General features: G+C 65.7%; 19 protein-coding genes. 4 read left to right on the top strand and 15 right to left on the bottom strand.

Translation table 11 applies throughout. From position 1 onward, the window contains the following. Positions 1–83 precede the first annotated feature (83 nt). The 10 genes from aspS to HD883_RS13670 form a co-directional block, all read right to left on the bottom strand. Positions 84–1,886, bottom strand: a complete 1,803-nt coding sequence (gene aspS / locus HD883_RS13625) for an aspartate--tRNA ligase (RefSeq protein WP_179584575.1) — start codon at positions 1,884–1,886, stop codon at positions 84–86. 115 nt (positions 1,887–2,001) lie between these two features. Further along, complete coding sequence (locus tag HD883_RS13630) at positions 2,002–2,604, bottom strand: DUF502 domain-containing protein (protein WP_373563366.1); 603 nt, start codon at positions 2,602–2,604, stop codon at positions 2,002–2,004. Positions 2,605–2,623: 19 nt separating this feature from the next. After that, a complete protein-coding gene (locus HD883_RS13635; protein WP_179584573.1) occupies positions 2,624–2,998 on the bottom strand; it encodes an FmdB family zinc ribbon protein in 375 nt (124 codons plus the stop codon). Positions 2,999–3,147: 149 nt separating this feature from the next. Then, positions 3,148–4,410: a putative Na+/H+ antiporter gene (locus HD883_RS13640; RefSeq protein WP_179584571.1), complete on the bottom strand. Its 1,263-nt coding sequence runs from the start codon at positions 4,408–4,410 to the stop codon at positions 3,148–3,150. Between the two features lie 129 nt (positions 4,411–4,539). Then, positions 4,540–7,695, bottom strand: a complete 3,156-nt coding sequence (locus tag HD883_RS13645; RefSeq protein WP_179584569.1) for an efflux RND transporter permease subunit — start codon at positions 7,693–7,695, stop codon at positions 4,540–4,542. 11 nt (positions 7,696–7,706) lie between these two features. Next, positions 7,707–9,014, bottom strand: a complete 1,308-nt coding sequence (locus HD883_RS13650) for an efflux RND transporter periplasmic adaptor subunit (protein ID WP_179584567.1) — start codon at positions 9,012–9,014, stop codon at positions 7,707–7,709. A 10-nt stretch (positions 9,015–9,024) separates the two neighbouring features. Then, the gene (locus HD883_RS13655) at positions 9,025–10,293 is read right to left on the bottom strand and encodes a TolC family protein (protein WP_179584565.1); all 1,269 of its coding nucleotides are present in this window, start codon (positions 10,291–10,293) and stop codon (positions 9,025–9,027) included. A gap of 134 nt (positions 10,294–10,427) precedes the next feature. Next, positions 10,428–10,793, bottom strand: a complete 366-nt coding sequence (gene czcI, locus HD883_RS13660) for a cation efflux protein, CzcI family (protein WP_179584563.1) — start codon at positions 10,791–10,793, stop codon at positions 10,428–10,430. A gap of 101 nt (positions 10,794–10,894) precedes the next feature. Beyond that, complete coding sequence (locus tag HD883_RS13665; protein ID WP_179584560.1) at positions 10,895–12,928, bottom strand: methyl-accepting chemotaxis protein; 2,034 nt, start codon at positions 12,926–12,928, stop codon at positions 10,895–10,897. A gap of 107 nt (positions 12,929–13,035) precedes the next feature. Then, complete coding sequence (locus HD883_RS13670; protein ID WP_179584558.1) at positions 13,036–13,974, bottom strand: LysR family transcriptional regulator; 939 nt, start codon at positions 13,972–13,974, stop codon at positions 13,036–13,038. A gap of 101 nt (positions 13,975–14,075) precedes the next feature. On the opposite strand from HD883_RS13670, the gene HD883_RS13675 reads away from it, so the two are divergent. From HD883_RS13675 to HD883_RS13685, 3 genes are all read left to right on the top strand, one after another. Beyond that, entirely contained in the window at positions 14,076–15,029 is a 954-nt protein-coding gene (locus HD883_RS13675; protein ID WP_179584556.1) for a 3-hydroxyacyl-CoA dehydrogenase family protein, read from the top strand. Then, positions 15,022–15,855: a 3-keto-5-aminohexanoate cleavage protein gene (locus HD883_RS13680; protein WP_179584554.1), complete on the top strand. Its 834-nt coding sequence runs from the start codon at positions 15,022–15,024 to the stop codon at positions 15,853–15,855. The genes HD883_RS13675 and HD883_RS13680 overlap by 8 nt, the downstream gene beginning before the upstream one ends. A 148-nt stretch (positions 15,856–16,003) precedes the next feature. Beyond that, on the top strand, positions 16,004–16,990 hold the full coding sequence (locus HD883_RS13685; RefSeq protein ID WP_179584552.1) for a Bug family tripartite tricarboxylate transporter substrate binding protein: 987 nt from the start codon (positions 16,004–16,006) through the stop codon (positions 16,988–16,990). Between the two features lie 107 nt (positions 16,991–17,097). Here HD883_RS13685 and HD883_RS13690 read toward each other — a convergent pair whose 3' ends face one another. The 5 genes from HD883_RS13690 to HD883_RS13710 all read right to left on the bottom strand — a co-directional run bounded on the left by HD883_RS13690 (position 17,098) and on the right by HD883_RS13710 (position 22,794). Continuing rightward, positions 17,098–18,312, bottom strand: coding sequence for an MFS transporter (locus HD883_RS13690; RefSeq protein WP_179584550.1), 1,215 nt, complete (start codon positions 18,310–18,312; stop codon positions 17,098–17,100). 198 nt (positions 18,313–18,510) lie between these two features. Next, the gene (locus tag HD883_RS13695; RefSeq protein WP_179584548.1) at positions 18,511–19,752 is read right to left on the bottom strand and encodes an MFS transporter; all 1,242 of its coding nucleotides are present in this window, start codon (positions 19,750–19,752) and stop codon (positions 18,511–18,513) included. A gap of 133 nt (positions 19,753–19,885) precedes the next feature. Beyond that, the gene (tsdA, locus tag HD883_RS13700) at positions 19,886–20,860 is read right to left on the bottom strand and encodes a gamma-resorcylate decarboxylase (protein ID WP_179584546.1); all 975 of its coding nucleotides are present in this window, start codon (positions 20,858–20,860) and stop codon (positions 19,886–19,888) included. A 108-nt stretch (positions 20,861–20,968) separates the two neighbouring features. After that, the gene (locus tag HD883_RS13705; protein WP_179584544.1) at positions 20,969–22,198 is read right to left on the bottom strand and encodes an acyl-CoA dehydrogenase family protein; all 1,230 of its coding nucleotides are present in this window, start codon (positions 22,196–22,198) and stop codon (positions 20,969–20,971) included. A 65-nt stretch (positions 22,199–22,263) separates the two neighbouring features. Beyond that, complete coding sequence (locus HD883_RS13710; RefSeq protein ID WP_257022174.1) at positions 22,264–22,794, bottom strand: flavin reductase family protein; 531 nt, start codon at positions 22,792–22,794, stop codon at positions 22,264–22,266. A 153-nt stretch (positions 22,795–22,947) separates the two neighbouring features. Between HD883_RS13710 and HD883_RS13715 the strand changes: the two genes are divergently transcribed. Next, positions 22,948–23,433: a MarR family winged helix-turn-helix transcriptional regulator gene (locus HD883_RS13715; RefSeq protein ID WP_179584542.1), complete on the top strand. Its 486-nt coding sequence runs from the start codon at positions 22,948–22,950 to the stop codon at positions 23,431–23,433. The last annotated feature ends 55 nt before the right edge of the window (positions 23,434–23,488 follow it).

A 23,488-nucleotide genomic window follows, 5' to 3' on the forward strand; every position in this document is an offset into this window, starting at 1 on the left:
AAACCCGCCCTACCGAAGGGCAGGACGGGTTTTTTACCCCTGGGCAAGGACGGGTTTTCCGTCCTGACCCCAAGATGCGCCGGTCAGCCGGCGGTCTTGACTTCGGGCATGCGCAGGCGGATGTGCAGTTCGCGCAATTGCTTCTCGTCGACGGCGGACGGGGCTTGCGTGAGCAGGTCCTGGGCGCGCTGGGTCTTGGGGAAGGCGATCACGTCGCGGATCGATTCGGCGCCGGTCATCATCGTGACGATGCGGTCCAGGCCGAAGGCGATGCCACCGTGCGGCGGGGCGCCGTATTGCAGGGCGTCGAGCAGGAAGCCGAACTTGAGCTGGGCTTCTTCGGCGTCGATCTTCAGTGCACGGAAGACCTTGCTCTGCACTTCTTCGCGATGGATACGGACCGAACCACCACCGATTTCCCAGCCGTTCAGGACCATGTCGTAGGCCTTGGCCAACGCCGCGGCGGGGTTGGTGGTCAGCAGGTCTTCGTGGCCATCTTTCGGCGCCGTGAACGGGTGATGCGCGGCGGTGTAGCGGCCGGCTTCTTCGTCGTATTCGAACATCGGGAAGTCGACGACCCACAGCGGACGCCATTCGCCCACGGCCATCAGGCCCTGCTTGCGGCCGAATTCGCTGTGGCCGATCTTGACGCGCAGCGCGCCGATCGCATCGTTGACGACCTTGGCCTTGTCGGCGCCAAAGAAGATGATGTCGCCGTTCTGGGCGCCGGAGCGTTCCAGGACCGCGTTCAGTGCGACGTCGTGGATGTTCTTGACGATCGGCGACTGCAGGCCTTCACGGCCCTTGGCCAGGTCGTTGACCTTGATCCAGGCCAGGCCGCGCGCGCCGTAGATGCCGACGAACTGCGTGTAGGCATCGATTTCGCTGCGGCTCATGTCGCCACCGCCGGGCACGCGCAGCGCGACGACACGGCCGCCTTCGCTGTTGGCCGCGCCGGCGAACACCTTGAAGTCGACATCTTTCATGATGTCGGTCAGGTCGGTGAATTCAAGCGAGACGCGCAGGTCGGGCTTGTCCGAACCGAAGCGGTGCATGGCTTCGCTCCACGGCATGACCGGGAACGGGTTGGCCAGGTCGACGTTCTTCACGGTCTTGAAGACGTGGCGGATCATGTCTTCAAAGATGTCGCGGATCTGCTGTTCGTTCAGGAACGAGGTCTCGCAGTCGATCTGCGTGAATTCGGGCTGACGGTCGGCGCGCAGGTCTTCGTCGCGGAAGCACTTCACGATCTGGTAGTAGCGATCAAAGCCCGACACCATCAGCAGCTGCTTGAACAGCTGGGGCGACTGGGGCAGCGCGAAGAACTGGCCGGCGTTGACGCGCGACGGCACCAGGTAGTCGCGGGCGCCTTCGGGCGTGCTCTTGGTCAGCATCGGCGTTTCGATGTCGATGAAGCCCAGCTGATCCAGGTACTTGCGCACTTCGATCGACACGCGATAGCGCAGCATCAGGTTCTGCTGCATCTGCGGACGGCGCAGGTCGAGCACGCGGTGCGTCAGGCGGGTGGTTTCCGACAGGTTGTCGTCGTCCAGCTGGAAAGGCACCGGCACCGAGGCGTTCAGGATGTCGATGTCATGCGCCAGGATTTCCACTTCGCCGGATTTCAGGCTGGCGTTGGTCGTGCCTTCGGGGCGCTTGCGGACCAGGCCGGTAATGCTGACGCAGAATTCATTGCGCAGCCGCTCGGCGATCTGGAAGGTGTCGACACGATCGGGGTCGCAGACGATCTGGGCAAGGCCTTCACGATCGCGCAGATCGATGAAGATGACGCCGCCGTGGTCTCGGCGACGATGCACCCAGCCAAACAGGGTCACGATTTGTCCGAGGTGCTCGCTCGAGACCTGGCCGGTATAGCAGGTACGCATGGAATCTCCGTCTAAATAGGGGTAGAGGTCGACAGGGTTGGGGCAGCAGGTGACTGAATCAGCGGGGACGGCCGGGGCGCTCGCACAGGGCGGCGCACCTCGGCGCGGGGCCGCGTCAATTACCGCGCGCCGGCATACCGCCCGGCGCGACCACTCCCATCGACACGATGTACTTCAAGGCCGCGTCCACACTCATGTTGAGTTCGAAGACTTCGGAACGCGGCACCATCAAAAAGAACCCCGACGTCGGATTCGGCGTCGTCGGAATATACACGCTGACATGCTCACCCGGCAGCAGGGACGCGACTTCGCCGCCCGGCGAACCGGTCAGGAAACCGATCGTCCACGAGCCCGCGCGGGGATACTGGAACAGGACGGCCTTGCGAAACGCCTGGCCGTTGGGGGCCAATACCGTATCGCTGACCTGCTTGACCGAGTTGTAGATGGTCCGCACCAGCGGGATCCGGCTCAGCAGGCCTTCCCAGATTTCGAACAGCTTGCGGCCCAGCAGGTTGGCGGTGAACAGCCCCGTCAACACGACGACCACCACCACCAGCGCAAAACCGAAGCCCGGAATGTGACGGCCGAACAGGGCTTCCGAGGTCAGGAAGCCTGGCACCACCGACTCGAACGTCGAGACCACCATGCCCAGCACCCAGAGGGTGATGACGATGGGGATCCAGACGAGGAGGCCGGTAATGAAATAACGTTTGAGCACAGGCGTTCCAGTTAGACGTTCACGACGCCGCGGGCTTGGCTGGCACGGCGGCAGGTGCCGCGGCGGCCGACGTGCTGCTGCCGCCGCTGCTGTCGGACGACGACGTCTTGCTGTCGGACGCAGCCGGCGCGGCAGTGTCGGTCTTGGCGCTGGCGCCATCGCCACCCGTCGCCGGCGCGACGCCGGTGGCGGGCTTGTTGCCGGCGTTGTTTCCATTCCGGAAATCGGTCACGTACCAACCCGATCCCTTCAGCTGGAAGCCGGCCGCCGTGACCTGCTTCTTGAGCGCAGGCTCGCCACACGACGGGCAATCCGTGAGCGGGGCATCGGACATCTTCTGCAGGGCATCTTTTTCAAAGCCGCAGTTGCTGCATTTATACGCGTAGATAGGCATTACCAGAACTCCAGGCGCGCCCGGGTATCGAGCGCCACGACCATCGCTGGCCGCTCCCTTGCAGGAAATCGACCAAAGCCTTGAATTTTAGCGACTTTTTGGGTATTTAGCGCGTCTTGTGCGGCGGCGCGGCAAAAACATCGTCCGGATCACCCCGGCAGCAGGAAAAAGACCGCTGCGACGATCGTCGGCCCGAGTGATCCGAACAACAGGAACAGGGGCGAAATCGTGCCGCCCGCAAACGTCGGCTTCAGGATCGAAAAGCCGGCCGGGTTCGGCGCGTTGGCGATCACCGTCAGGCCGCCGCCGGTCACGGCGCCCGCCACCAGCATGTAGCGCCAGGCCTCGCTGCTGCCTTCGACCAGGGACCCCAGGTAGGTCAGCGCGGCGTTGTCGGTCACGGCCGTCAGGATCGTGGCGCCCCAGTACAGCGCCATGGGCGACAGGCTGCCCAGCAGGTCCTGCAACCACCATTTCTGCAGCCCGCCCAGCACGATCAGCCCGGCCAGGAAAAAGCCGACCATCAGCCCTTCCTTGATCATCAGCCGGTCCTGGAAGCGCTTGTACGCCGTGGTGTAGCCGATGAACAGCAGGAACATGCCCATGAAGATGGCCGGGTGATGCGCGAACAGCACCACCCCGATCAGGAACAGCAGGTGCACGGCGGCAACCGCGACCGGGATCTTGTGGCGATGCACTTCGAGCTTGGCGGGCACGTGCCGCACCAGCAGGCCACGGAACAGCAGCGTGGCGACCGCGGCATTCAGCACGACGGCGCACGCGGCCCGCCAGCCGAAATGGGTCGCCATGAAGGCCGAATCCCAGCCGAAGGTCGACGCGACCATGAGCACAGGCGGCGCGGCATAGGCCGTCAGCACCCCCCCGATCGAAATGTTGACGAACAGCACGCCCAGGGTCAGGTATTGGAAGCGGGTGTTGTCGATGCGGCGAAAGGCCGTGTCGCGCAGCATGATCGCGGCCAGGGTCATGGCGGCCGGTTCCGTGATCAGCGACCCGAGCAGGGGCACCACCGACAGCGTGATGAAGTAGGTGACAACCGCGCGATGGGCCGGCACACGCGCCGCGATGCCCGCCACCGCATCCATGACCAGATCCAGGATGGGCCGGCTGGCCGCGATCACCATGATGGCGAACACGAACAGCGGCTCAGTAAAGTTGCGGGTGTCCATGTATTCGACCGTGGTGGCCGTGCCCGCCAGCAACGCCATGCCGACGATGAGCACGAAGGCCCACACGCCAAACACCACTTCGACCTCGGCCATCAGGTGCCAGAAGCCGGCGTGCGGGCCGTCCTTGTGCGCCAGGCGCGCAAAGAAGGGCACCGAGAAGGTGTGCAGGATGGCGATCGCAAACAGGGCGGTGGCCAGCAGTTCGACGGGGCTCGGACTCATCACGGGCATTGAGGGCGTATCCAGAAAAACAGGGCAGCGGGAAGTGTACCCGCCGCCCTTGTTGCGGATCAGGGCGGATGAGTCCAGATCAGGCCGGATCGCGCCAGGATCACGCCAGGTCAGACAGGATCAGACCGGCACCGGGGCGCCAGCCCTGGCGCGTTCACGCCGGCCATGCGCCCACCGGTACAGCACTGGCAGCACCAGCAGGGTCAGCGCCGTCGAAGACAGGATGCCGCCGATCACCACCGTGGCCAGCGGCCGTTGCACCTCGGCGCCCGTGCCGGTGGCCAGCGCCATCGGCACGAAGCCCAGCGATGCCACCAGTGCCGTCATCAGCACCGGCCGCAGGCGCGTGGCCGCCCCTTCACGAATGGCCTCGTCCAGCGCATGCCCGGCTTCCCGCAAGCCACGGATGAAGGACAGCATGACCAGCCCGTTGAGCACGGCCACCCCCGACAGCGCAATGAAGCCGACCGCCGCGGTGATCGACAGCGGCAGATCGCGCAGGTACAGCGCCAGGATGCCGCCGGTCAATGCAAACGGAATGCCGGTGAACACGATCAGCCCGTCCTTCAGGTTGCCGAACATGGCAAACAGGATCACGAACACCAGCGCGAGCGCCGCAGGCACCACCCACATCAACCGTTCCGTTGCGGACTGCAACTGTTCGAAGGTGCCGCCCCACCCTGTCCAGTAACCGGGCGGCACCGTCACCTGCGCGCGGATCGCGGCTTCGGCTTCGGTCACGAACGAACCGATGTCCCGGCCGGTCACGTTGGTGCTGACCACCACCCGGCGTTTGCCGTCTTCACGCGACACCTGGTTGGGGCCCGGCGCCAGATCGAAGCTTGCGATTTCCCCCAACGGCAGGAAAGTCGTCGGCCCGCCCGCCCCCGCCGGCAAGGCGATCGGCAAGCGGCGCATGGCATCCAGGTCGGCGCGGGTGCTCTCGGGCAAGCGGACCACGATCGCAAACCGCCGGTCGCCCTGGAAAAAGGTGCCGGCTTCCTGTCCGCCAATGGCGGTGCCGATCGCAAATTGCACGTCGGCCAGATTCAGGCCATAGCGCGCCGCCGCTTGCCGATCGATGTTGACGGTCAGCATGGGCAGGCCCGTGGTCTGCTCGACCTTGACACCCGTGGCCCCCGGCACGCGCTGCAGCACGGCGGCGATGGCATTGGCCGTGCGGTTCAGCACTGCCTGGTCGTCGCCGAAGACCTTGACCGCGACGTCGCTGCGCACGCCCGAAATCAGCTCGTTGAAACGCAACTGGATCGGCTGCGAAAACTCGTACGCATTGCCGGGCACCTGGGCCGCTTCTTCCTGGATCGCGGCCAGCAGCTCGGCGCGTGTCTTGCGTGGCGTGGGCCATTCATCGCGCGGCTTGAGCATGATGTAGCCGTCCGAGATGTTGGGCGGCATGGGATCGGACGCCACCTCGGCCGTACCCGTGCGCGCGAACACCCGCTCGATTTCCGGAAAGCGGTCCACCAGACGGCGTTCCAGCTGCTGCTGCAATGCCACCGACTGCGTCAGGCTGGTGCCCGGGATACGCAGCGCCTGGATGGCGATGTCGCCTTCGTCCAGATTGGGAATGAATTCGCTGCCGAGGCGGCTGGCCATGATGCCCGACAGCGCGATCGCAACTGCCGCGATGGTCAGCACGACCGGGCCATTGGCCAATGCCGTGTCCAGTCCGCGCCGATAGGCCCGTGACGCCCCCTGCATCAACCGGTTGTCTTTCTCAACGACCCGGTTGCCGATGAACAGGGCGACGGCCGCCGGCACGAAGGTCAGCGACAGCAGCATGGCGCCGATCAGCGCCAGCACCACCGTAAAGGCCATGGGGTGGAACATCTTGCCTTCGACACCGGTCAGCGCAAAGATCGGCAGGTAGACGACCATGATGATCAGTTGCCCGTACAGCAAGGGCCGGCGCGCTTCGCGGGCCGCTTCGAACACCTGGTCGAAGCGTTCCTGCAGGGTCAGGTTGCGGCCCCGTGCCTGCTGCGCGTGGGCCAGCCGCCGCACGCAGTTTTCAACGATCACCACGGCGCCGTCGACGATGATGCCGAAGTCCAGCGCGCCCAGGCTCATCAGGTTGGCGCTGATGCGATACGTGACCATGCCGCTGAACGTGAACAGCATCGACAGGGGAATCACCATGGCGGTGATCAGCGCCGCCCGCAGGTTGCCCAGGAACACGAACAGCACCGCAATCACCAGCGCCGCGCCTTCCAGCAGATTGGTGCGCACGGTGGCGATCGCCTTGTTCACCAGCACCGTGCGGTCGTACACGGTGACCGCCTTGACGCCCTTGGGCAGGGTCTGGTTGATGTCCGCCATCTTGCGATCGACCGCGCGCGACACCGTGCGGCTGTTCTCGCCGATCAGCATGAAGACGGTGCCCAGCACGACTTCGGACCCGTTTTCCGTGGCGGCGCCCGTGCGCAGTTCGCGCCCGATGCCCACCTGCGCCACGTCACGGATCCGGATGGGCTGGCCCTGGGCACGGCCCACCAGAATGTCGCGAATGTCTTCTTCGGTCCGGACCTGGCCCGGCGCGCGCACCAGGTATTGCTCGCCCTGCTTTTCGATATACCCCGCGCCCACGTTGTCGTTGTTGCGGTTCAGCGCCGTCACCACGTCCTGCAAGGTCAGGCCGTAGGACGACAGGCGATCGACACTGGGGGCCACGTGGTATTCCTTGGCAAAGCCGCCAATGGTGTTGATCTCGGTCACGCCCGGCACGTTGCGCAGTTGTGGCTTGATCACCCAGTCCTGGATCTCGCGCAGGTCGGTCGGCGTATAGGCCGAGCCATCGGGCTTTCGGGCGCCTGGCTCGGTTTCCACCGTCCACAGGTAGATCTCGCCCAGGCCGGTTGAAATCGGTCCCATGGCCGGCACCACGCCCACCGGCAGCTGGGCGGCAGCCTCTTGCAGCCGTTGGTTGACCAGTTGCCGCGCGGCGTGGATGTCGGTGCCGTCCTTGAAGATGGCCGTGACCTGCGACAGCCCGTAGCGCGACAGCGACCGCGTCTGCTGCAGGCCAGGCAAGCCGGCCATGGCGGTTTCGACCGGATAGCTCACCCGCTGCTCGGTTTCCAGGGGGGAATAACCCGGCGCGGACGTGTTGATCTGCACCTGCACATTGGTGATGTCGGGGACGGCATCGATGGGCAGGCGGGTGGCGTTGTACAGGCCCAGCGCCGCGACCAGCGCCACGCCCAGCATGACCAGCCATCGTTGATCGATGGCGAAACGGATCAGTCTTTCAAACATGCCTGCTCCGTTCAATGGGTATGTTCGGCGCTGGACTTGCCCAGCTCCGACTTCAACACAAAGCTGTTGCCCGATGCATACCGCTCACCGGCCTGCAGTCCACTGACGATTTCCACATGCGTGGACGACGACCGGCCCACCGTGACCGGACGCGCGCGCAAGGTGTCGCCATCGACCACAAAAACCGACGGCTTGTCTTCCACGGTCTGGATTGCGGCGACTTCGACGGCAACCGGCGCCGTCACCCGATCGACCAGTGCCCGCACCGTGACGAACAGCCCCGGACGCCAGGCCATGTCGGGATTGGCCAGCGTGACGCGGGCGGTGGCGGTGCGGGTTTGCTGGCCAAGCAGCGAGCCGATGTAAGACACCTTGCCCGTGGCCTGCGCTTCGAACGCCGCGGCGCGGATGCTGGCCTGCTGGCCCACCCGCACGCGCCCCAGGTCTTGCGCGGACACGACAAATTCGGCCCATACCGACCGCAGGTCGGACAGCGTGAAAACGGTCGCGTTGTCGGCCACCGCCTCGCCCAGCGAAATGTGCTTTTCGACGATGACGCCGTCAAAGGGGGCACGCAGTTCGTACTGGTTCAGCTGCGCGCCGCCCCGTTGCGCGCCAATGGCGGCGAGTTTTTCCGTGGCGTTGCGCACCGCGATCTGCGATTCCTGCAAGGCCGTGGTGGCTTGAAGGTAGTCCTGCTCGGCCGAGATCTTTTCTTCGAACAGGGTCTTTTCGCGCTGGTGCAGCCGCTGCGCCAGATCCAGCCGGCGTTGCGCGGCCTGCAGTTCGCTGCGCATGTCGGATACGCCCGGACTGGCGATCACGGCCAGCACATCGCCTTTCCTGACCTGCTGGCCGATGCTGGCCGGCACGCGTTCAACCACGCCACCCACGCGCGGCACCACATGCGCAGTCATGTCGTCGTTGAATTTGATTTCGCCGGGGAATTCGGTGGCGTCCTGCACCGTGGCCGGTCCGGCCGTGGCGATCGTGACGCCCGATGCCGACAGTTGGGCGGGGCTGAGTTTGACGGCCTCGCCGGCGTGCGCGTCGGCCGCGCCTGGCTTTTGTCCGGCGACTGCGGGTGCCGAGGCGGCGGGCGTCTTGCCCGGCGCGCCGTGGCTGGCGTCGTTGTGACCGCCTTGCGCGGTGCCGGTTTCTGTCGTGCCGCCTTGCGTGGTCTGTTCGCCATGTCCGTGGTCATCGTGCCCGTCGTCGTGACCGGATTCGCGTCCGCTGAACAGCATCGCGGCGCCCGCCACGACGCCCACCAGGATCACTGCCGCCATCGCGGCCCGTTGTTTGTTCGAGATTGCCATAAAGGTTTCCTTAGCGACCAAGAATGCGGTCGATGGTGGCGGCGGCCTGGTAGGCGCTGGCCAGCTGGTCGAGGTAGCGCGCACGGGCCTGGAACAGGGTGCGCTGGCTGTCGAGCACTTCAAGAAAGCTGAACTTGCCGGCTTCGAAGCCGCGGGTGGCGGCATCGAAGGCCTGCTGCGCGGCTGGCAGGATCGCCGTGCGCAAGGTGTTGGCCGACTCGCGCGACACCGTCAATGCGGCCGACGCGCGGCGCAGTTCGAAACCCAGCCGCGCGGCCAGTACCTGCTGCTGGTCGCGTGCCTGATCGGCCCGGCTCAGCGCCTGGTACAGATTCCCCTGGTTGCGGTCGAATACGGGAATCGGGATGGACACCCCCACCACTGCCTGCGTCAGGCCCAGTTCATTGTTGCGGCGCGCGCCCACGTTGAAGGTCACGTCGGGATAACGGCGCGTGCGTTCCACCTCGACCTGCGCGCGCAGGCGGTCCGACTCGCGCTGGCTCGCCACCACATCGGGCGAATCGGCCAGTGCCTGCAGCAAGGCATCCACCGGCGGGCGTTCGGGCAGGTCATCCAGCACGCCCCCCACGTCGCCAAAGGCCGTGGCCGCATTGCCCCACAAGGACACCAGGCCGTCGCGCGCCACCTGCAGCGCGGCGCGGCCTTCCGCCAGGGCGAGTTCGGCATTGGCCTGTTCGACCCCGGCCTTGGTGGCTTCGACCGGCGAAATCTTGCCAGCTTCCACCCGCCGGCCCGCAATGCGCGAGCCCTGGCTGGCCAGGTCGACCGACGCCTGGCTGAGGCGGATGCGTTCCTGCGCGATCAGGATCGCAAAGAAGGCGCCGATCACCTCGGCCCGCAACTGGGCCCGGGCCACGTTGAACTGCGCCCGCGCCAGATCGCGGCTGGCATCGGCCGCTGTCATCCGGGCGGCGCGCTTGCCGCCCAATTCGATCGGCAGGCCGATCTGCGCCGTCGTGATCCGGCTGGACTGGCGGGTGTCCTCCATCGACGTGCCGACTTCGGGGTTGGGCCGCGTCGCGGCCTGGATGGCTTCGCCTTCGGCGATATCGATATCGCGGGCGGCGGCGGACAGGAAGAAGCTGCCGGCCGACGCGCGTTCAAGTGCCTGCGCAAGCGTGAGGGGTTCGGAAGTAACAAGGGGGGTAAGGGCCTGAGCAGGCACGGCAGCCGGCGCCGGGGGCGCAAGCTGCGCGTACGTGTACGCAGGGAACATCGAGCAGGCCGCTAACAAGGGCGGCAACCACCATGGCGTCATTCATCGCATCCAGAGTCAAAGACAATCGGAGGCGAGACGAGGCGGATCGAAAGATCCGTGCCGGGGCCGTCTACATGGGGACGCGCGCTGACGCAGTCAGGCAGGCGCGGAGCAGGAGGACGTCGTCTCGCCGGTCAGGCGAGACGCAGCCAATTGGGACGTTCGGGCTCGGCCACGCGGGCCGACATGACCGCAAAGGTTGCAGCGGGCGTCGCATGCGGCCGCGCGGCAGGCGCGGCAACGACCGGGGCAATGGGCAGGACGCTGGGGCACGCGATCAGGTGGCAGATCATGCAATCCTGGTCCGGGATCAGGGATCCGTCGGTCCGCTTTTCGGCAGACGCGCGATGCTCATGCTCGTGGTGGCCAAAGTGAGTGACCTTGGCCGCGCCGGCTTCGTGCTGACAGTACGCAGCCGCGCTCGCCCAGACGGACTGGAGCGGCAGCAAGACGATCATCAGCAGGAATATGAAGCGGCGCATGGGGGGCATTATAGCCATGGCACCGCGGCAAGAAGATGACCGCGGCCTATCAACGACAAGGCCCGCACGGCGAACCGGCGGGCCCATGAACCCTCTGCGCGATCTTTACAGCAGGGTGATCAGGTGCGCAGCGTACGGATCGTTTCGTCCAGCACCTGCGCCTGGTTCTGCAGCGATTCGGCGGAGGCCACCGATTGCTGCACGGCCGCTGCCGATTCTTCCGCGTACTGAGCAATCTGCTCGACGCGGCTGGCGATCTGTTCCGACGCCGACTTCTGTTCCATCGCGGCGTTGGAAATATCGGCAATAACTTCGGCCGTGCGGGTGGCGGCTTCCTGGATGCGGCTGAGCACCGTACCGGCCTGGCGCGCGCCGGCAGCCGATGCCTGCATGTCGGTGTTGACCTCGCGCATGGACTGCGCGGCAATCGTGGTCTGCTTCTGCACGGCGGCAATGACCGATGCGATCTGCGCGGTCGACGTCTTGGTGCGTTCGGCCAGGCCGCGCACTTCGTCGGCCACGACCGAGAAGCCCCGACCTTCTTCGCCAGCACGCGCCGCTTCGATGGCGGCGTTCAGGGCCAGCAGGTTGGTCTGTTCGGCGATTTCCTGGATGGTCTTGACCACGGCGGAGATCTGGCGCGACGACGCTTCGAGTTCCTGCACGACTTCGGCCGAATTGGCGACGCGATCGGCCATCTTTTCGATTTCGCTGACCGTCTGCTTGACGACCGCCGAGCCTTCTTCGGCAGCGGTGCTCGACGCCTTCGAGAAGCCGTTGGCTTCGCGGGTGCTGTCGGCGATCTGCGAGATCGACACGGTCAGTTCTTCGACGGCGGCAGCCACGCCGCTGGCGGCTTCGGACTGCACTTCGGTACCGCGGCCGATCTGGTTCAGCGCCTGCAGGGTCTGCGTGGTGGCCACGGCCACTTGCGAACCGGTGGCGTTCATCTGCTGCGCCAGTTGGGCAATACGAACGCGGGTGGCGTTGATGCGCTCGGCCATGATGTGGATTTCGTTGTTCGAGCCGACCGGGCCGGTGGGCACGTCGCGGGTCAGGTCGCCTTCACCCAGGCGTGTCACGCCCGCCACCACGTCACGCACGGGGCGCAGCGCGAACGACATGCGGGCGAACACCACCAGGCCGGTCAGGATGCCGCTGATCAGCAGCAGGGCCACGACCAGGCCGATCTGCTTGTATTGCGCAGCCAGGAAGTCGGACTTGGCGCCGGTGGCAGCCAGCGTCCAGCCCCAGCTCGGTACAGTCTTGAAGGCGACGAACTGCGTGGCGTCGTCGGTCGTCAGCTTCGATTCGACAAAGCCCGAGGTCTGATCGACGATCTCCTGGAACACCGGGCGGTCGGCTTCGGGCGTGTCCGACACCAGCTTGCCCTTGTAGGTCGGGTGCACCAGGAATTCGGCGGTGCCGTTGGCGCCCGAGGTCAGCGCGAACATGCTGCCGAAGCCGGCCACGGTCGACGTTTCGATGTACTTGAGCGTGGCCGCGACGTCGTCGGACAGGTCCACCTGCAGCGTCAGGCCGCCGAAGATCTTGCCGTTGTCGTCTTTCAGGGGACGCACGTGCATGGCGTACCAGCGGCCACCGCGGTACACCAGGTTGGTCGCGGCGGTGGACGTGTCCAGCGTCTTGACGATGAAGTCGTCAGTCGGCACGGCGGCGCCGGTCAGGGGCTGGCCGTCGGCGCCACGCAGCATGGTGGCCGCGCGGATCCACTGATTGTTGTGGCGCACGATCAGTTCGGGGTCGGCGCCGGTGTAACTGCGCATGCGCTGCAGCACCGAGGTATTGCCGTTCAGGATGGTTTCGCCCGCGCGCACCGTGACGACTTCGCCGGCGGTGCCGGTTTCGGTCATGGTGCCATCGGGGGACGGCAGTTCACCCAGCATGCGCTGGAACACCAGCAGCTGGCGTTCGACACGCAGGCGGGTCGATTCGAAGGAAGACACCAGGCTGGCGCTGACGGAATCCAGCGACGCCATCATTTCCCGTTCGACGGCCTGCCGCGCGGCGCGGACGCCCTGCACGGCCACCACGACGGCGGTCACCCCTGAAATGATTGCGCTCAGTGACAGAGCCAATACCAAGACTTGCTTGGCCAGCGAACGCTGACCAAGGCTGAAAGACGACGCCATCGTTTCCCACCCCACGTTATTGTCGGACGCTCCGGATTGCCTGGAACGGCCTGATGAACAGGGCCGTGGGAATCACGCGAACGAGTGTGAGCACCTTTACGGCAGGATCAGGAGAGAATTGAGGGATTTATTACGTCTGGTGTGAGCAAGCCCTCACCAACCCGCTCCAGAAGCAGATCCGCCATCGCGCGTGCGGCTGGCGACAGGTCCCGATCGGCGCGCCAGACCAGCCCGATCGGCCGGCGAATCACCGGATCCACCAGGTCGCGCTGCACCAGGCCGGCCTGGGCGACCACCGCGGCGGCGACCGACGGCAGCGCCGCGACGCCACACCCGGCCATCACCATGGCTGCCACCGTCATCAGGTGATCCACCTCGTAGGCAGGTGAAAACTGCACGCCGTGCTGCAAGGCGGCCGCCGCCACGTACTGCCGCACACTGGTCGGATGCGACATGGACACGTGCGGGTAGGCCAGGCAGGACGCGAACGGAATCGCCGCGTCGCCCGCCAGCGGGTGACCGCGCGGCATCAGCAGCACGAAACGGTCTTCGGTCAGGGATTGGTAGGTCAGGTCGGCATAGGCGGGGTCGGCCGCGGTCAAGGCGAAGTCGACCTCCCCCCGCTGGACCAGGGCAAAGGCCGGCGCGGACAGGGTGTCGATCAGCCGCAGCCGGATGTCGGGGTGGCGGGCGCTGTAGGCCGCGAACAGGTCGGGCATCAGCTTGGCTGCGAACGAGGGCAGCGCGGCCACGGCCACGGAGCCGCTGCGCAGTTGCGAGATATCGCGCACGGCGGCGACGGCGGCGTCGAAGCGCGCCAGCACATCGCTGGCGTCGGCCACGAACTGTTCGCCGGCCGCCGTCAGGCTGACCTTGCGTGTCGTGCGCTGGAACAGCCGGGCATCCACCGCCGCTTCGATCCGCAGCACGATGGACGACACCGCCGACTGCGACAGGTGCAGTTGCGTCGCGGCCTGGCTGAAGCTGAGGGTGCCCGCCACCGCCAGGAAAGTACGCAAGTCGTGGGTGGACAGGTCGGCTTTCATCTATTTATCTTGAATTTCGATCAATATATCAAAAAGGATCGCTTAACCGATAAGCTGCCGGCGCATAGACTGGCCGCCTGCCTTGAAGGGAGCCTCCTCTTATGTTGATGTATCCGTCCCAGTCGCGTGCCGTGGTCGTCGGTGGCGGCACCATGGGCAACGATGTTGCCGCGGTGCTTGCCCGCGCCAGTTGCCCGACCGTCATCGTTGAATCGTCCGCCCCGCGCCGTGCGGCCCTGCCCGGCACGCTGGCCGCCGCGCTCGATACCCATGCGGCCCAGGCCCATCTGGTGTCGGTGGTTGCCGACCTGGACGACATCGATTGGTCGGGCATTGACCTGGTCATCGAATGCATTCCGGAACGTGTCGACATCAAGCAGGCCCTGTTCGCCCGGCTCGAAAAGCTCGCCCGGCCCGATTGCCTGCTGACCAGCAACAGTTCCAGCTTTCCGATCAGCGCCATTGCCGAGGGCTTGAGCACCGGCGGCCGGATGCTGGGTCTGCATTTCTTCATGCCGGCGCACCTGGTGCCCCTGGTCGAGGTGGTGATGGGCGGCGCCAGCGAACTGGCCCACGCGCAGGCCCTGTCCGACTTCATGCGCCGCTGCGCCATGGTGCCGGTGCTGGTCAGGAAAGACCTGCCGGGCTTCCTGGCCAACCGCCTGCAGCACGCCCTGTCGCGCGAAGCGTTCGACATGATCGATCAAGGGATTGCGTCGCCTGAAGACGTGGACGCCGCCGTGCGCTTCGGCTTCGGCTTCCGCTTTCTGGCAGCCGGTCCGGTCATGCAGCGCGACCATGCCGGGATCGAAGTGCACTGCGCCGCGGGCGCAACCATGTACCCCACGCTGAATAATTCGCCCTTGCCGGCCAAGGCCCTGAGCGACCGGGTGGCTGCCGGACACCTGGGCATGAAAACGGGCCAGGGTTTTTATCGCTGGACGCCGGAAACCATTGCCGCCGAGCGCAAGCGCTACGATGACCTGCTCAAGGCCGGCCTGACGTTGCTTGCCAAGGAACTGCCGCCGCTCAAACCGGGACCTGACCATGATTGATGCCGCCACCGCCTTTGCCGAACCCCTGATCCTGACCGTCGCGCCGAATGGGGCGTACAAGAAACGGGCCGATCACGGCGCGTTGCCAGTCACCCCCGAGCACCTGGCCGACACCGCCAAACGGTGCCTGGACGCGGGCGCCGCCATGATCCACATGCACGTGCGCGCGGACGACGAACGCCACAGCCTGGACCCGGCCGCCTACTTGCTGGCGACCGAGACCGTGCGCCGGGCCGTCGGCCAGGAACTGGTCATCCAGATCACCACCGAGGCCGCGCAGGTGTATGCGCCCGACGAGCAGGTCGCGTCGGTCATGGCGGTGTCGCCCGAAGCCGTGTCGGTAGGCCTGCGCGAAGTCGCCGTCGGGCCGGAAGCCGATGCCCGCGTCGCCAAGCTGTTCGGCTGGCTGGCCCGCGAACGCATCATGACGCAGGTCATTTTGTATGACACCGCCGACGTGGCGCAGTGGCAGTCCTACCGTCAACGCGGCGTGGTGCCTGAAGCGCCCTGGTTCCTGCTGTTCGTGCTGGGCCGCTACACGGCAGGCCAGACGTCCCTGCCGGCCGACCTGCTGCCTTTTCTGGCAGCGGACGATCGCACCTACCCCTGGGCCATGTGCGCGTTTGGCAAGCACGAACATGCGTGCGCCGCGGCAGCCGCCGCGCTGGGTGGACACGCGCGGGTCGGGTTCGAGAACAATCTGTTTTTGAAGGATGGCAGCATTGCGCCCGATAACGCGGCGCTGGTGAAGCAGGCCGCGCAGGCCGGACTGGACTGTGGCCGGCGGCTGGCCACCGCCGACGATGTGCGTCGGCGATTTGGGTGATTCCGGCAACGGGTTTGAAGGCAGGAAGGACCGCGTCCGCACCGGGCGCCGTTTGAGGACGCGACCGGCTCCCCGCCGGCGCTCGCATAACGACAAGACCCATCAGAAGACACACCACGCGCTTGCCTGAAAGCGCAGGAGACACTCCATGTTGAAGAAGACCTTGCTGGCGCTGGCCTGCGCCGCCACGCTGCCCGCTGCCATCTTGCCTGCCTCCGCGATCGCGGCGGATGCCTACCCGTCCAAACCCATCCGTTTCATCGTGCCCTACCCGCCTGGCGGCCCGACCGACCTGATGGCAAGGCTGCTGCAGGTGTCGATGCAGAAGCAGCTGGGCGTGTCGGTGGTGGTTGAAAACAAGGCCGGCGCGGGCGGCAACATCGGATCCGACCAGGTCGCGAAATCCGAGCCCGACGGGCACACCCTGCTGCTGGCCGCGAGTGGCCCGATGGCCGTCAATCCCACGCTGTACAAGGCGCTGCCCTTCAACCCGGTCAAGGACTTTGCGCCGGTGGTGCAGATCTCTGCCTTTCCGATGGTGCTCGAGGTCAATCCCAATGTGGTCAAGGCGACCGACCTGAAGTCCTTCATTGCCGCGGCCAAGGCCAAGCCGGAACTGTTCAGCTTCGCGTCCGCCGGCAGCGGCACGCCGCAGCACCTGGCCGGTGAGATGTTCAACCGCGCGGCCGGCACCACCATGCAGCACGTCCCCTACAAGGGTGCGGGCCCGGCGCTGAATGATCTGGTCGGTGGTCAGGTGCCGGTCATGCTGGATATCGTGGGCAGTTCCTTGCAGTACATCAAGGCGGGACGCCTGCGGCCGATCGCGGTGACGACGGCACAGCGCAGCGCGGCGCTGCCGGATGTGCCGACGCTGGCCGAATCGGGCCTGCCCGGCTTCGACATGTCAGGGTGGCACGGCATCGCGGTGGCCGCCGGCACGCCACGGCCGATAGTTGACAGGCTCAACCAGGTAGTCAACACCGCGTTTGCCGATCCGGAACTGCGCGCGCGATGGGAAGCGCTGGGGACGCCCGCAGTGGGCGGCACGCCGGAACAATTCGAAAAGCTGATCAAGTCGGAAAACGTGCGGCTGGGCGCGGTGGTGAAGGCGTCGGGCGCGACGGCGGACTGACGCGGCGGTGGGCGGTGGGCGGTGGGCGGCGCGTCAGTGCGCGGCGCTTCAACGAGACTGACCTGGCCGGCCTGTGGCCCGTTACCTAGGCGCGGCCAGGCGGTGCTTCAGTGCGCCGCCTTGACCCGATGCAGCACGGTCAGCAAGGCCAGGCTGGCGCCGAGCACCACGGCCATCGCACCGAACGCACCCTGCACGCCCAACGCTTCCGACACGGCGCCCACCAGCAGATAGCCGAAGGGCATGGTGCCGTTGTAGGCCATGCCATACATGCCCACCAGCGCGCCACGCACGGAATCCGGGCAGCGCCGCTGGATGGTCGCATTGGTTGATGTGGCGCTGAAGGTCAGGCTGAAGCCCAGCGCAAAGAAGGCAAACGCCGTCAGCGCCGCATGCCCCGCCAACGCCAGCACGGCCAACGCCACCCCGGCGATCCACGGGGCCACGCTCAAGTAACGCTGCGTCATCATCGAACCGATTGCTGACGACAGGATCACCGCTGCGCTCAAGGACCCGACCCCGGCTGCGGCAAAGAACACCCCCGTGTAGGTGGCGGCATCGTGGAACACACGGTCCGCGATCAGCGGCACCAGCGTCTGGTAGCTGCCCGCGAACAAGCCCATGCAGGCCAGGATCGACAGGTATTTGGCGGTAAAGGGATCATCAAGAATGTAGGCAAACGCCGCGCGCAAACCGCCGCGGCTGTCCCCCTTTTTGGTCATGCGCGGCTGGATCACCATCGATCGCACGCACCAGGCCATCACGCACAAAGCCACGGCATAGGTGGCGAACGCGAAGGGAGGACCCAGCGTGGGGTACAGCACAGCCGCAATCGTCGGACCCACCATGCGGCCCACGTTGTAGACCATCGTGTTCATGGCCACCGCATTCGGCAGCAAGGCTGCGTCTTCCAGGCAGGACACCAGCAGCACCTGACGCGCAGGCGATTCGATCGACGTCAGCACCCCGATCACGATTGCGTGCGCCAGGATCAGCGGCAGGGTCAACACCCCGAAGGCCGACAGCACCGCCAGGCTGCACGCCACGGCCAGCGACGTGTACAACACCGCCAGCGTCGTGCGCCGCGCATTGTGAGAAGAGATGCGCGCCCCCGCGATCGGCGCAATCACCAGTTGCGGCCCATACAGCAGGAAGTTCAACAAGGCCAGCACCGCGCCCGACCCCGACAGGTGATACACCACCAGATTCAACGTGACGTTCTGCGTCCAGCTCCCCAGCACCGACACCACCTGCCCGGTCAGATAACGCCTCAGGGTAGGCTCGGACAGGGCAGGAAAGATGCGTTGCAGCGAAAGCGACATGATGGACGGCAAGGAAGGCGGCAGACCCCTACTCTACCCGGTCACCCTTTATTGCCCGGCCAGACCAGCCGCCCTGCACACGTATAGATACACCGTCCCGTGCCAGTCACCGCGCCACCCAGGGCACAGCGGATCTGGCTCCGCCAGTCCGCCAGTGCTGCCCCTGGGGGAGGCGCAACGCGCCTAGGGGGGGCTTTATCAGTGCGCACCCTGCAGCTTGGTCCACCGCATCCCGGCCATCTCTTTCTGCGGGTAGACGTAGCGACCCAGGGACATCATTAACGCGCACGCCGCGAGCAACGCCACACACAACGCCGACAACGCCGTGGCATAGCCGCCCGTCTTGTCGAACGCCAGGCCCATGATGTACGGCCCTGCTCCGGAACCCAGCATGAAGGCCGCGAACAGGTAGCCATACAGCTCGCCGAAGCTCTTCAGGCCCAGATACCGCGACAACAAAAAGGCGATCAGATCGACCTCGGCGCCCAGCCCCAATCCGACCAGCACCACCGACAACGCGGCGTACTGCGGCGGCAGGTTGGCAAGCAGCATGCCAATACCGATCAACGGAATCGCGAAAAAGAACGCCGCCACATACGGTGCAAAAATCCGGTCCAGCAGATAGCCCGCCAGCAACCGTCCGCCGATCAACGCCGCGCCGGCAAACGCCATGGCCGTGGTGGCTACACCCGGTGCAATACCGCGATCGACCAACAGCGGCACGACATGCGCGATGGTGCCGTTGGTCGCCAGGGCCACTGCAAAGAACGCCAGCGCCAGCTTCCAGAACACGCCTGACCGCAAGGCTTCACGACCCGTGGCACCCGGCAAGGCCGCCGCCGTCGTGCCCGCCACAGGCCGCATTTGATCCGGCTCACGCACCGCCAGCGACACCGCCGTCAGCCCAACCACAAGGGTCAGCGCAGCCAGCCCCAGATACGCGCCCTTCCATCCGAACGCCGTCAGCAAGGCCTGCGCATATTGCGGCACCAGCGCCGCGCCCAGCCCCACGCCCGCCATGGCGACACCCAGCGCCAGGCCGCGCTTGTCATCAAACCAGGCCGAGATTGCCTTGGCATACGGCAGCGGCGTCTGCCCCGCCGCGGCGATGCCCATCAAGGCATAGATGATCATGAACTTGGCCGGCGTATCCGCGAGCAAGGCCAGCGACGCCGTCGCCGCCGCGAACAGCACAATCGCCGGCAGCGTCACCGCCCGTATGCCGAACCTATCGATCAGGCGCCCCGCCACCGGCACGAACAATGCCGTCATCGTCAACCCGATCACCAACGCCAGCGACGTCGTCGACCGCTCCCACCCGAACGCCTTCGTCACCGGCAGCAGGAACACGCCGAAGGTGAATTGCATGATCGGCCCATTGCCGACAAAAAGCCCGAACACGGACCCCACCACCACCCACCAGCGATTCCTGATCTTCATTGTCTTCCTCCTAGATTTGGCCCCCCCGCGGCGCTATGCGCCTCCCCCAGGGGCGACGCTGGCGGACTGGCAAAGCCAGATCCGCTGCGTCCTTATATCGATGCAACTAGCACCGTTGTGTACGTGCAGATCTCTAGAGCTTGAATAGCTTGGCTGCATTCCCGTGGCCAATTTTCTTGCGATCGGCTTCGCTGATGCTTGCTGAAGCAAACCAATCCGACGCGTGGTCGATGTTTTCGAACGGCCAGTCGGTGGAAAACAGGATGCGGTCGGCGCCGATCTCGAGGATCGCGTCAATCAGCGTCTGCGTGCGGAAATTGCCCGACGTGGTCAGGTAGAAGTTTTCGTTGAAGTAATCAACGATCTTGCGTTTGGCCGGATACTTCGGCGTGGTCTTGACCCATGCGTTGCGATGGTCGATGCGCCACATGCTGTACGGCAGCCCTTCGCCCATGTGACCCAGGATGATCCGCAGGTCGGGATAGGCATCGAACAGGCCCGACCCCATCAGCCGCAGTGCATGCACCGCGGTCTCTTGCCCGAAGGCCCAGGTGGGTCCCATCAGCCAGGGGTGGCCGTCATAGATGGCGCAGTCTTTCGGCAAAGGGTTGCGCGGGTGCAGGTAGAACGGCACGTCCAGCGATTGGACCTTTTCCCAGAACGGCCAGTACTGCTTCAAGTCGTAGTACACGGCATGGTCGGGATTCTCGACCTGCGAAAAGCCGTTGACCAGCGCACCGACAAAACCCAGGTCGCGCACGCAACGTTCCAGTTCATTCGCGGCCAATTCCGGCGACTGCATCGGCAATGCGGCAAACCCGCGAAAGCGGGTCGGCTGGCGCACGATCTGCTCTGCCAGGAAATCGTTGGCGCGCTGCGCCACTTCCGACGCCTGCTTCGTGTCCGGAATGGCCTGCACCGCCGGCGCATTCAAGGACAGGATCATCGTCTCGATCTGGTATTCATCCATCAGCCGCAGGCGGCGGTCCTGGATGTCGAGCAGGCGCGAACGCAGTTCGGGCCAGTCCTTGTCCGGCACGAAGCCGGCCGAATCCATCAGTGTCTCTTCCGTGGCGAAGTGTTCTTCAAGCGCAATTTTTCCGGTCATCTCGGATCCTTGTCGAATAGTCAGTCGGTGGTCAGTGCGGAATCGGTCGCAACGCGCCGCGATCACCGCGGCACGTCACGCAAGCGTCGGCCGCCGGGCGGCCGCGTGTCAATACTGGCCGCGTGGGGTCAACCCCAGGGCCATCTGCCCGTACATCGTGCCGACGGCGTCCCAGTTCATGCTGATGTGGCGGCTGACGGCGTTGACATCGCGCCAGGCCCGTTGCACCGGGTTCGACAGGTTCAGCCCGAGGCCGCCCGTGGAAGCATTCAACGCTTCGGCGGCACGCAGCGCGAGCGACACGGCAAACGACTGACCGCGGCGGCTCAGGATGCGGTCTTCTACCGTGACGGCGTCGCCGGCCAGGGTCTTGTCCGTGACCCGGCGCAGGTCACGCAGCAGGATTTCCTGCGCGGCATCCGTGCTGGCGGCGGCATCGGCCACCCGCAATTGGATGGTCGGAAATTCCGCCATCTTCTGATGCGCGCCGGCCACGGCGCCGCGCGTCACGCGGGCTCCGGTAGCTTCCAGATAGTCGTCGAGCGCCCCGGCTGCCGCGCCTACCGCGACGGAGGCGAGGCAGGACGGGATCACCGTCAGCATCGGCACCCGCAAGGCCAGGTCATCGGCATAGTGCCCCGCCCCCGGCGTGTTGCCCGACGTGCTCTGCGCAAAGGTCAGGACGCGATGGCCGGGCACGAACACGTCTTTCAATTCCAGTGTCTTGCTGCCCGTGCCACCCAGGCCGACCACATCCCACGTTTCCAGGATTGTGTAATCGGCAGCCGGCACCAGCAGGAACGCGGGTTCCAGCCCGTCGCCCGACAGTGCGGGAATCATGGCCGCGCACAGCGCCCAGTCGGCGTTTTCACAACCGCTGCTGAAGCTCCAGGTGCCCGACAGGCGGTAGCCGCCATCGTCCACGCCTGCCTTGGCGGCGGGGGCATACGAGCCGCACAGCAGCGCATCGGGGTTGTCGCCCCAGACATCGCGCTGGGCCTGCACCGGAAAGCTGGCGGCCAGCCACTGATGCGCCGACAGCAGGCCCGCCACCCACGCCGTGGATGCGCAGCTGCGCGCCAGCTGCAGATTGGCTTCGACCAGCACGTCAAAGTGTTCCTGGTAGCCGCCAAATTCCCGCGGCTTCACGATGTCGAAATAGCCGATGTCACGCAGCGCCTGCATGTGCGAATCGGGCACCTGTCCATCCCGCTCGGTCTGCCGCGCGGCGGCCTTGAATTGCGGGGACAGTGCATCGATGCCGCGCAGCAAGGCGGCCTTGTCGAAGGCAGTGTGCGACGGCGCGTCCAGGACGGCATGCTCCACGAAACTGTTCATGGTCAACTCCTTGATCTTGTTGTCGGTATGCGCCAAGGGTGGCCCCCGGGCGTGAGGATGACGGGTCAGCGCGCCGCGACGGGCGTGGACCGGCAGTAGGTAGCGTTGCGGTAGAGCAAGGGCGACGTGTTGTCGGCAAGCTGCACGTCGTTCACCGCGCCGATGAAGATGGTGTGGGTGCCGAAGGGCACGACCACCTGCTTGCGGCAGAAGATGCGGGCCTGCGCGCTTGTCAGGTATTTGATGCCGGTGTCCGTCTCGGACCAGTCGCCGGTCAGGAACCGATCGGCGGGCGGCACGCCGCCGCTGAAGGCGTTGGACAGGTCGATGTGGTCTTCGGACAGCACGTTCACGCAGAAGCCGTCGGTGGACGACATGATGTCGTGCAGCAGCGTTTTCTGGTGGATGCAGACCAGCAGGGCGGCGGGGTCGAGCGAGACGGACGAGACGGCGGTGGCAGTCATGCCATGCCCGCGTTCCCGGTCGCCGGCGGTCACGATGGTGACCGTGGATGCAATGCCGCGCATGGCCAGGCGAAAGTCGCGCTGGACGGATGCAGGGTCGGCGATGTCGTGCGTCAGTGCTTGGGCAGTCATGTGTCTTCCTCCATCGGGTCTCTGTGAACCCGGGGCTCTGTGAACCGTGAACAAAGTTTCACACACAACAGTTGCGTTTGCAATTGTTGTACAGTCGATTTCACTCCTTTTCAGCTCGGGGTTTTCCCACCCCGGGTCACCCCGAAGACACCCATGTATCGACTGACCGACTCGTTCCCCTACCTGCTCAACCGCGTGGGTGTGCGCATTGGTGAACTGTTCACCGAACGTCTCAAACCGTATGACGTGACCCTGCCGATGTACCGGGTGCTGGCCTCGTTATGGGAACGCAGCGACCAGCGGCTCAATGAATTGAGCAAGGCAACGGTCATGGAAGTGTCAACGCTGTCGCGACTGATCGGGACAATGGAAACGCGCGGCCATGTGACGCGGCATCGCCTGGATGACAACGCGCGCGTGGTCGCGATCAACCTGACGGCGGCCGGGCGCGCGCTGGCGGAAGAGCTGATCCCGCTGGCAATGCAGTTCGAGGAAGTGGCGATCCACAGCTTCGGCAAGGCCGAAGTGCTGCGCCTGAAGTCCGCCATGGAAGCGGTCTATGAACACCTTAATGCGCTCGATCCCGAAGCGTTGCAGGTCCCGCCCGGCAAGCGCGCCGGGCGGCGCGCAGCGCGTTAGGGTGGTCTACGCCAGGGCGGTTGCCGTCCTGGCAGTCTTGGCCGTCATGGCTCGC

Origin of the sequence: Pigmentiphaga litoralis, from assembly GCF_013408655.1 — a bacterium.
Classification (GTDB): domain Bacteria; phylum Pseudomonadota; class Gammaproteobacteria; order Burkholderiales; family Burkholderiaceae_B; genus Pigmentiphaga; species Pigmentiphaga litoralis_A.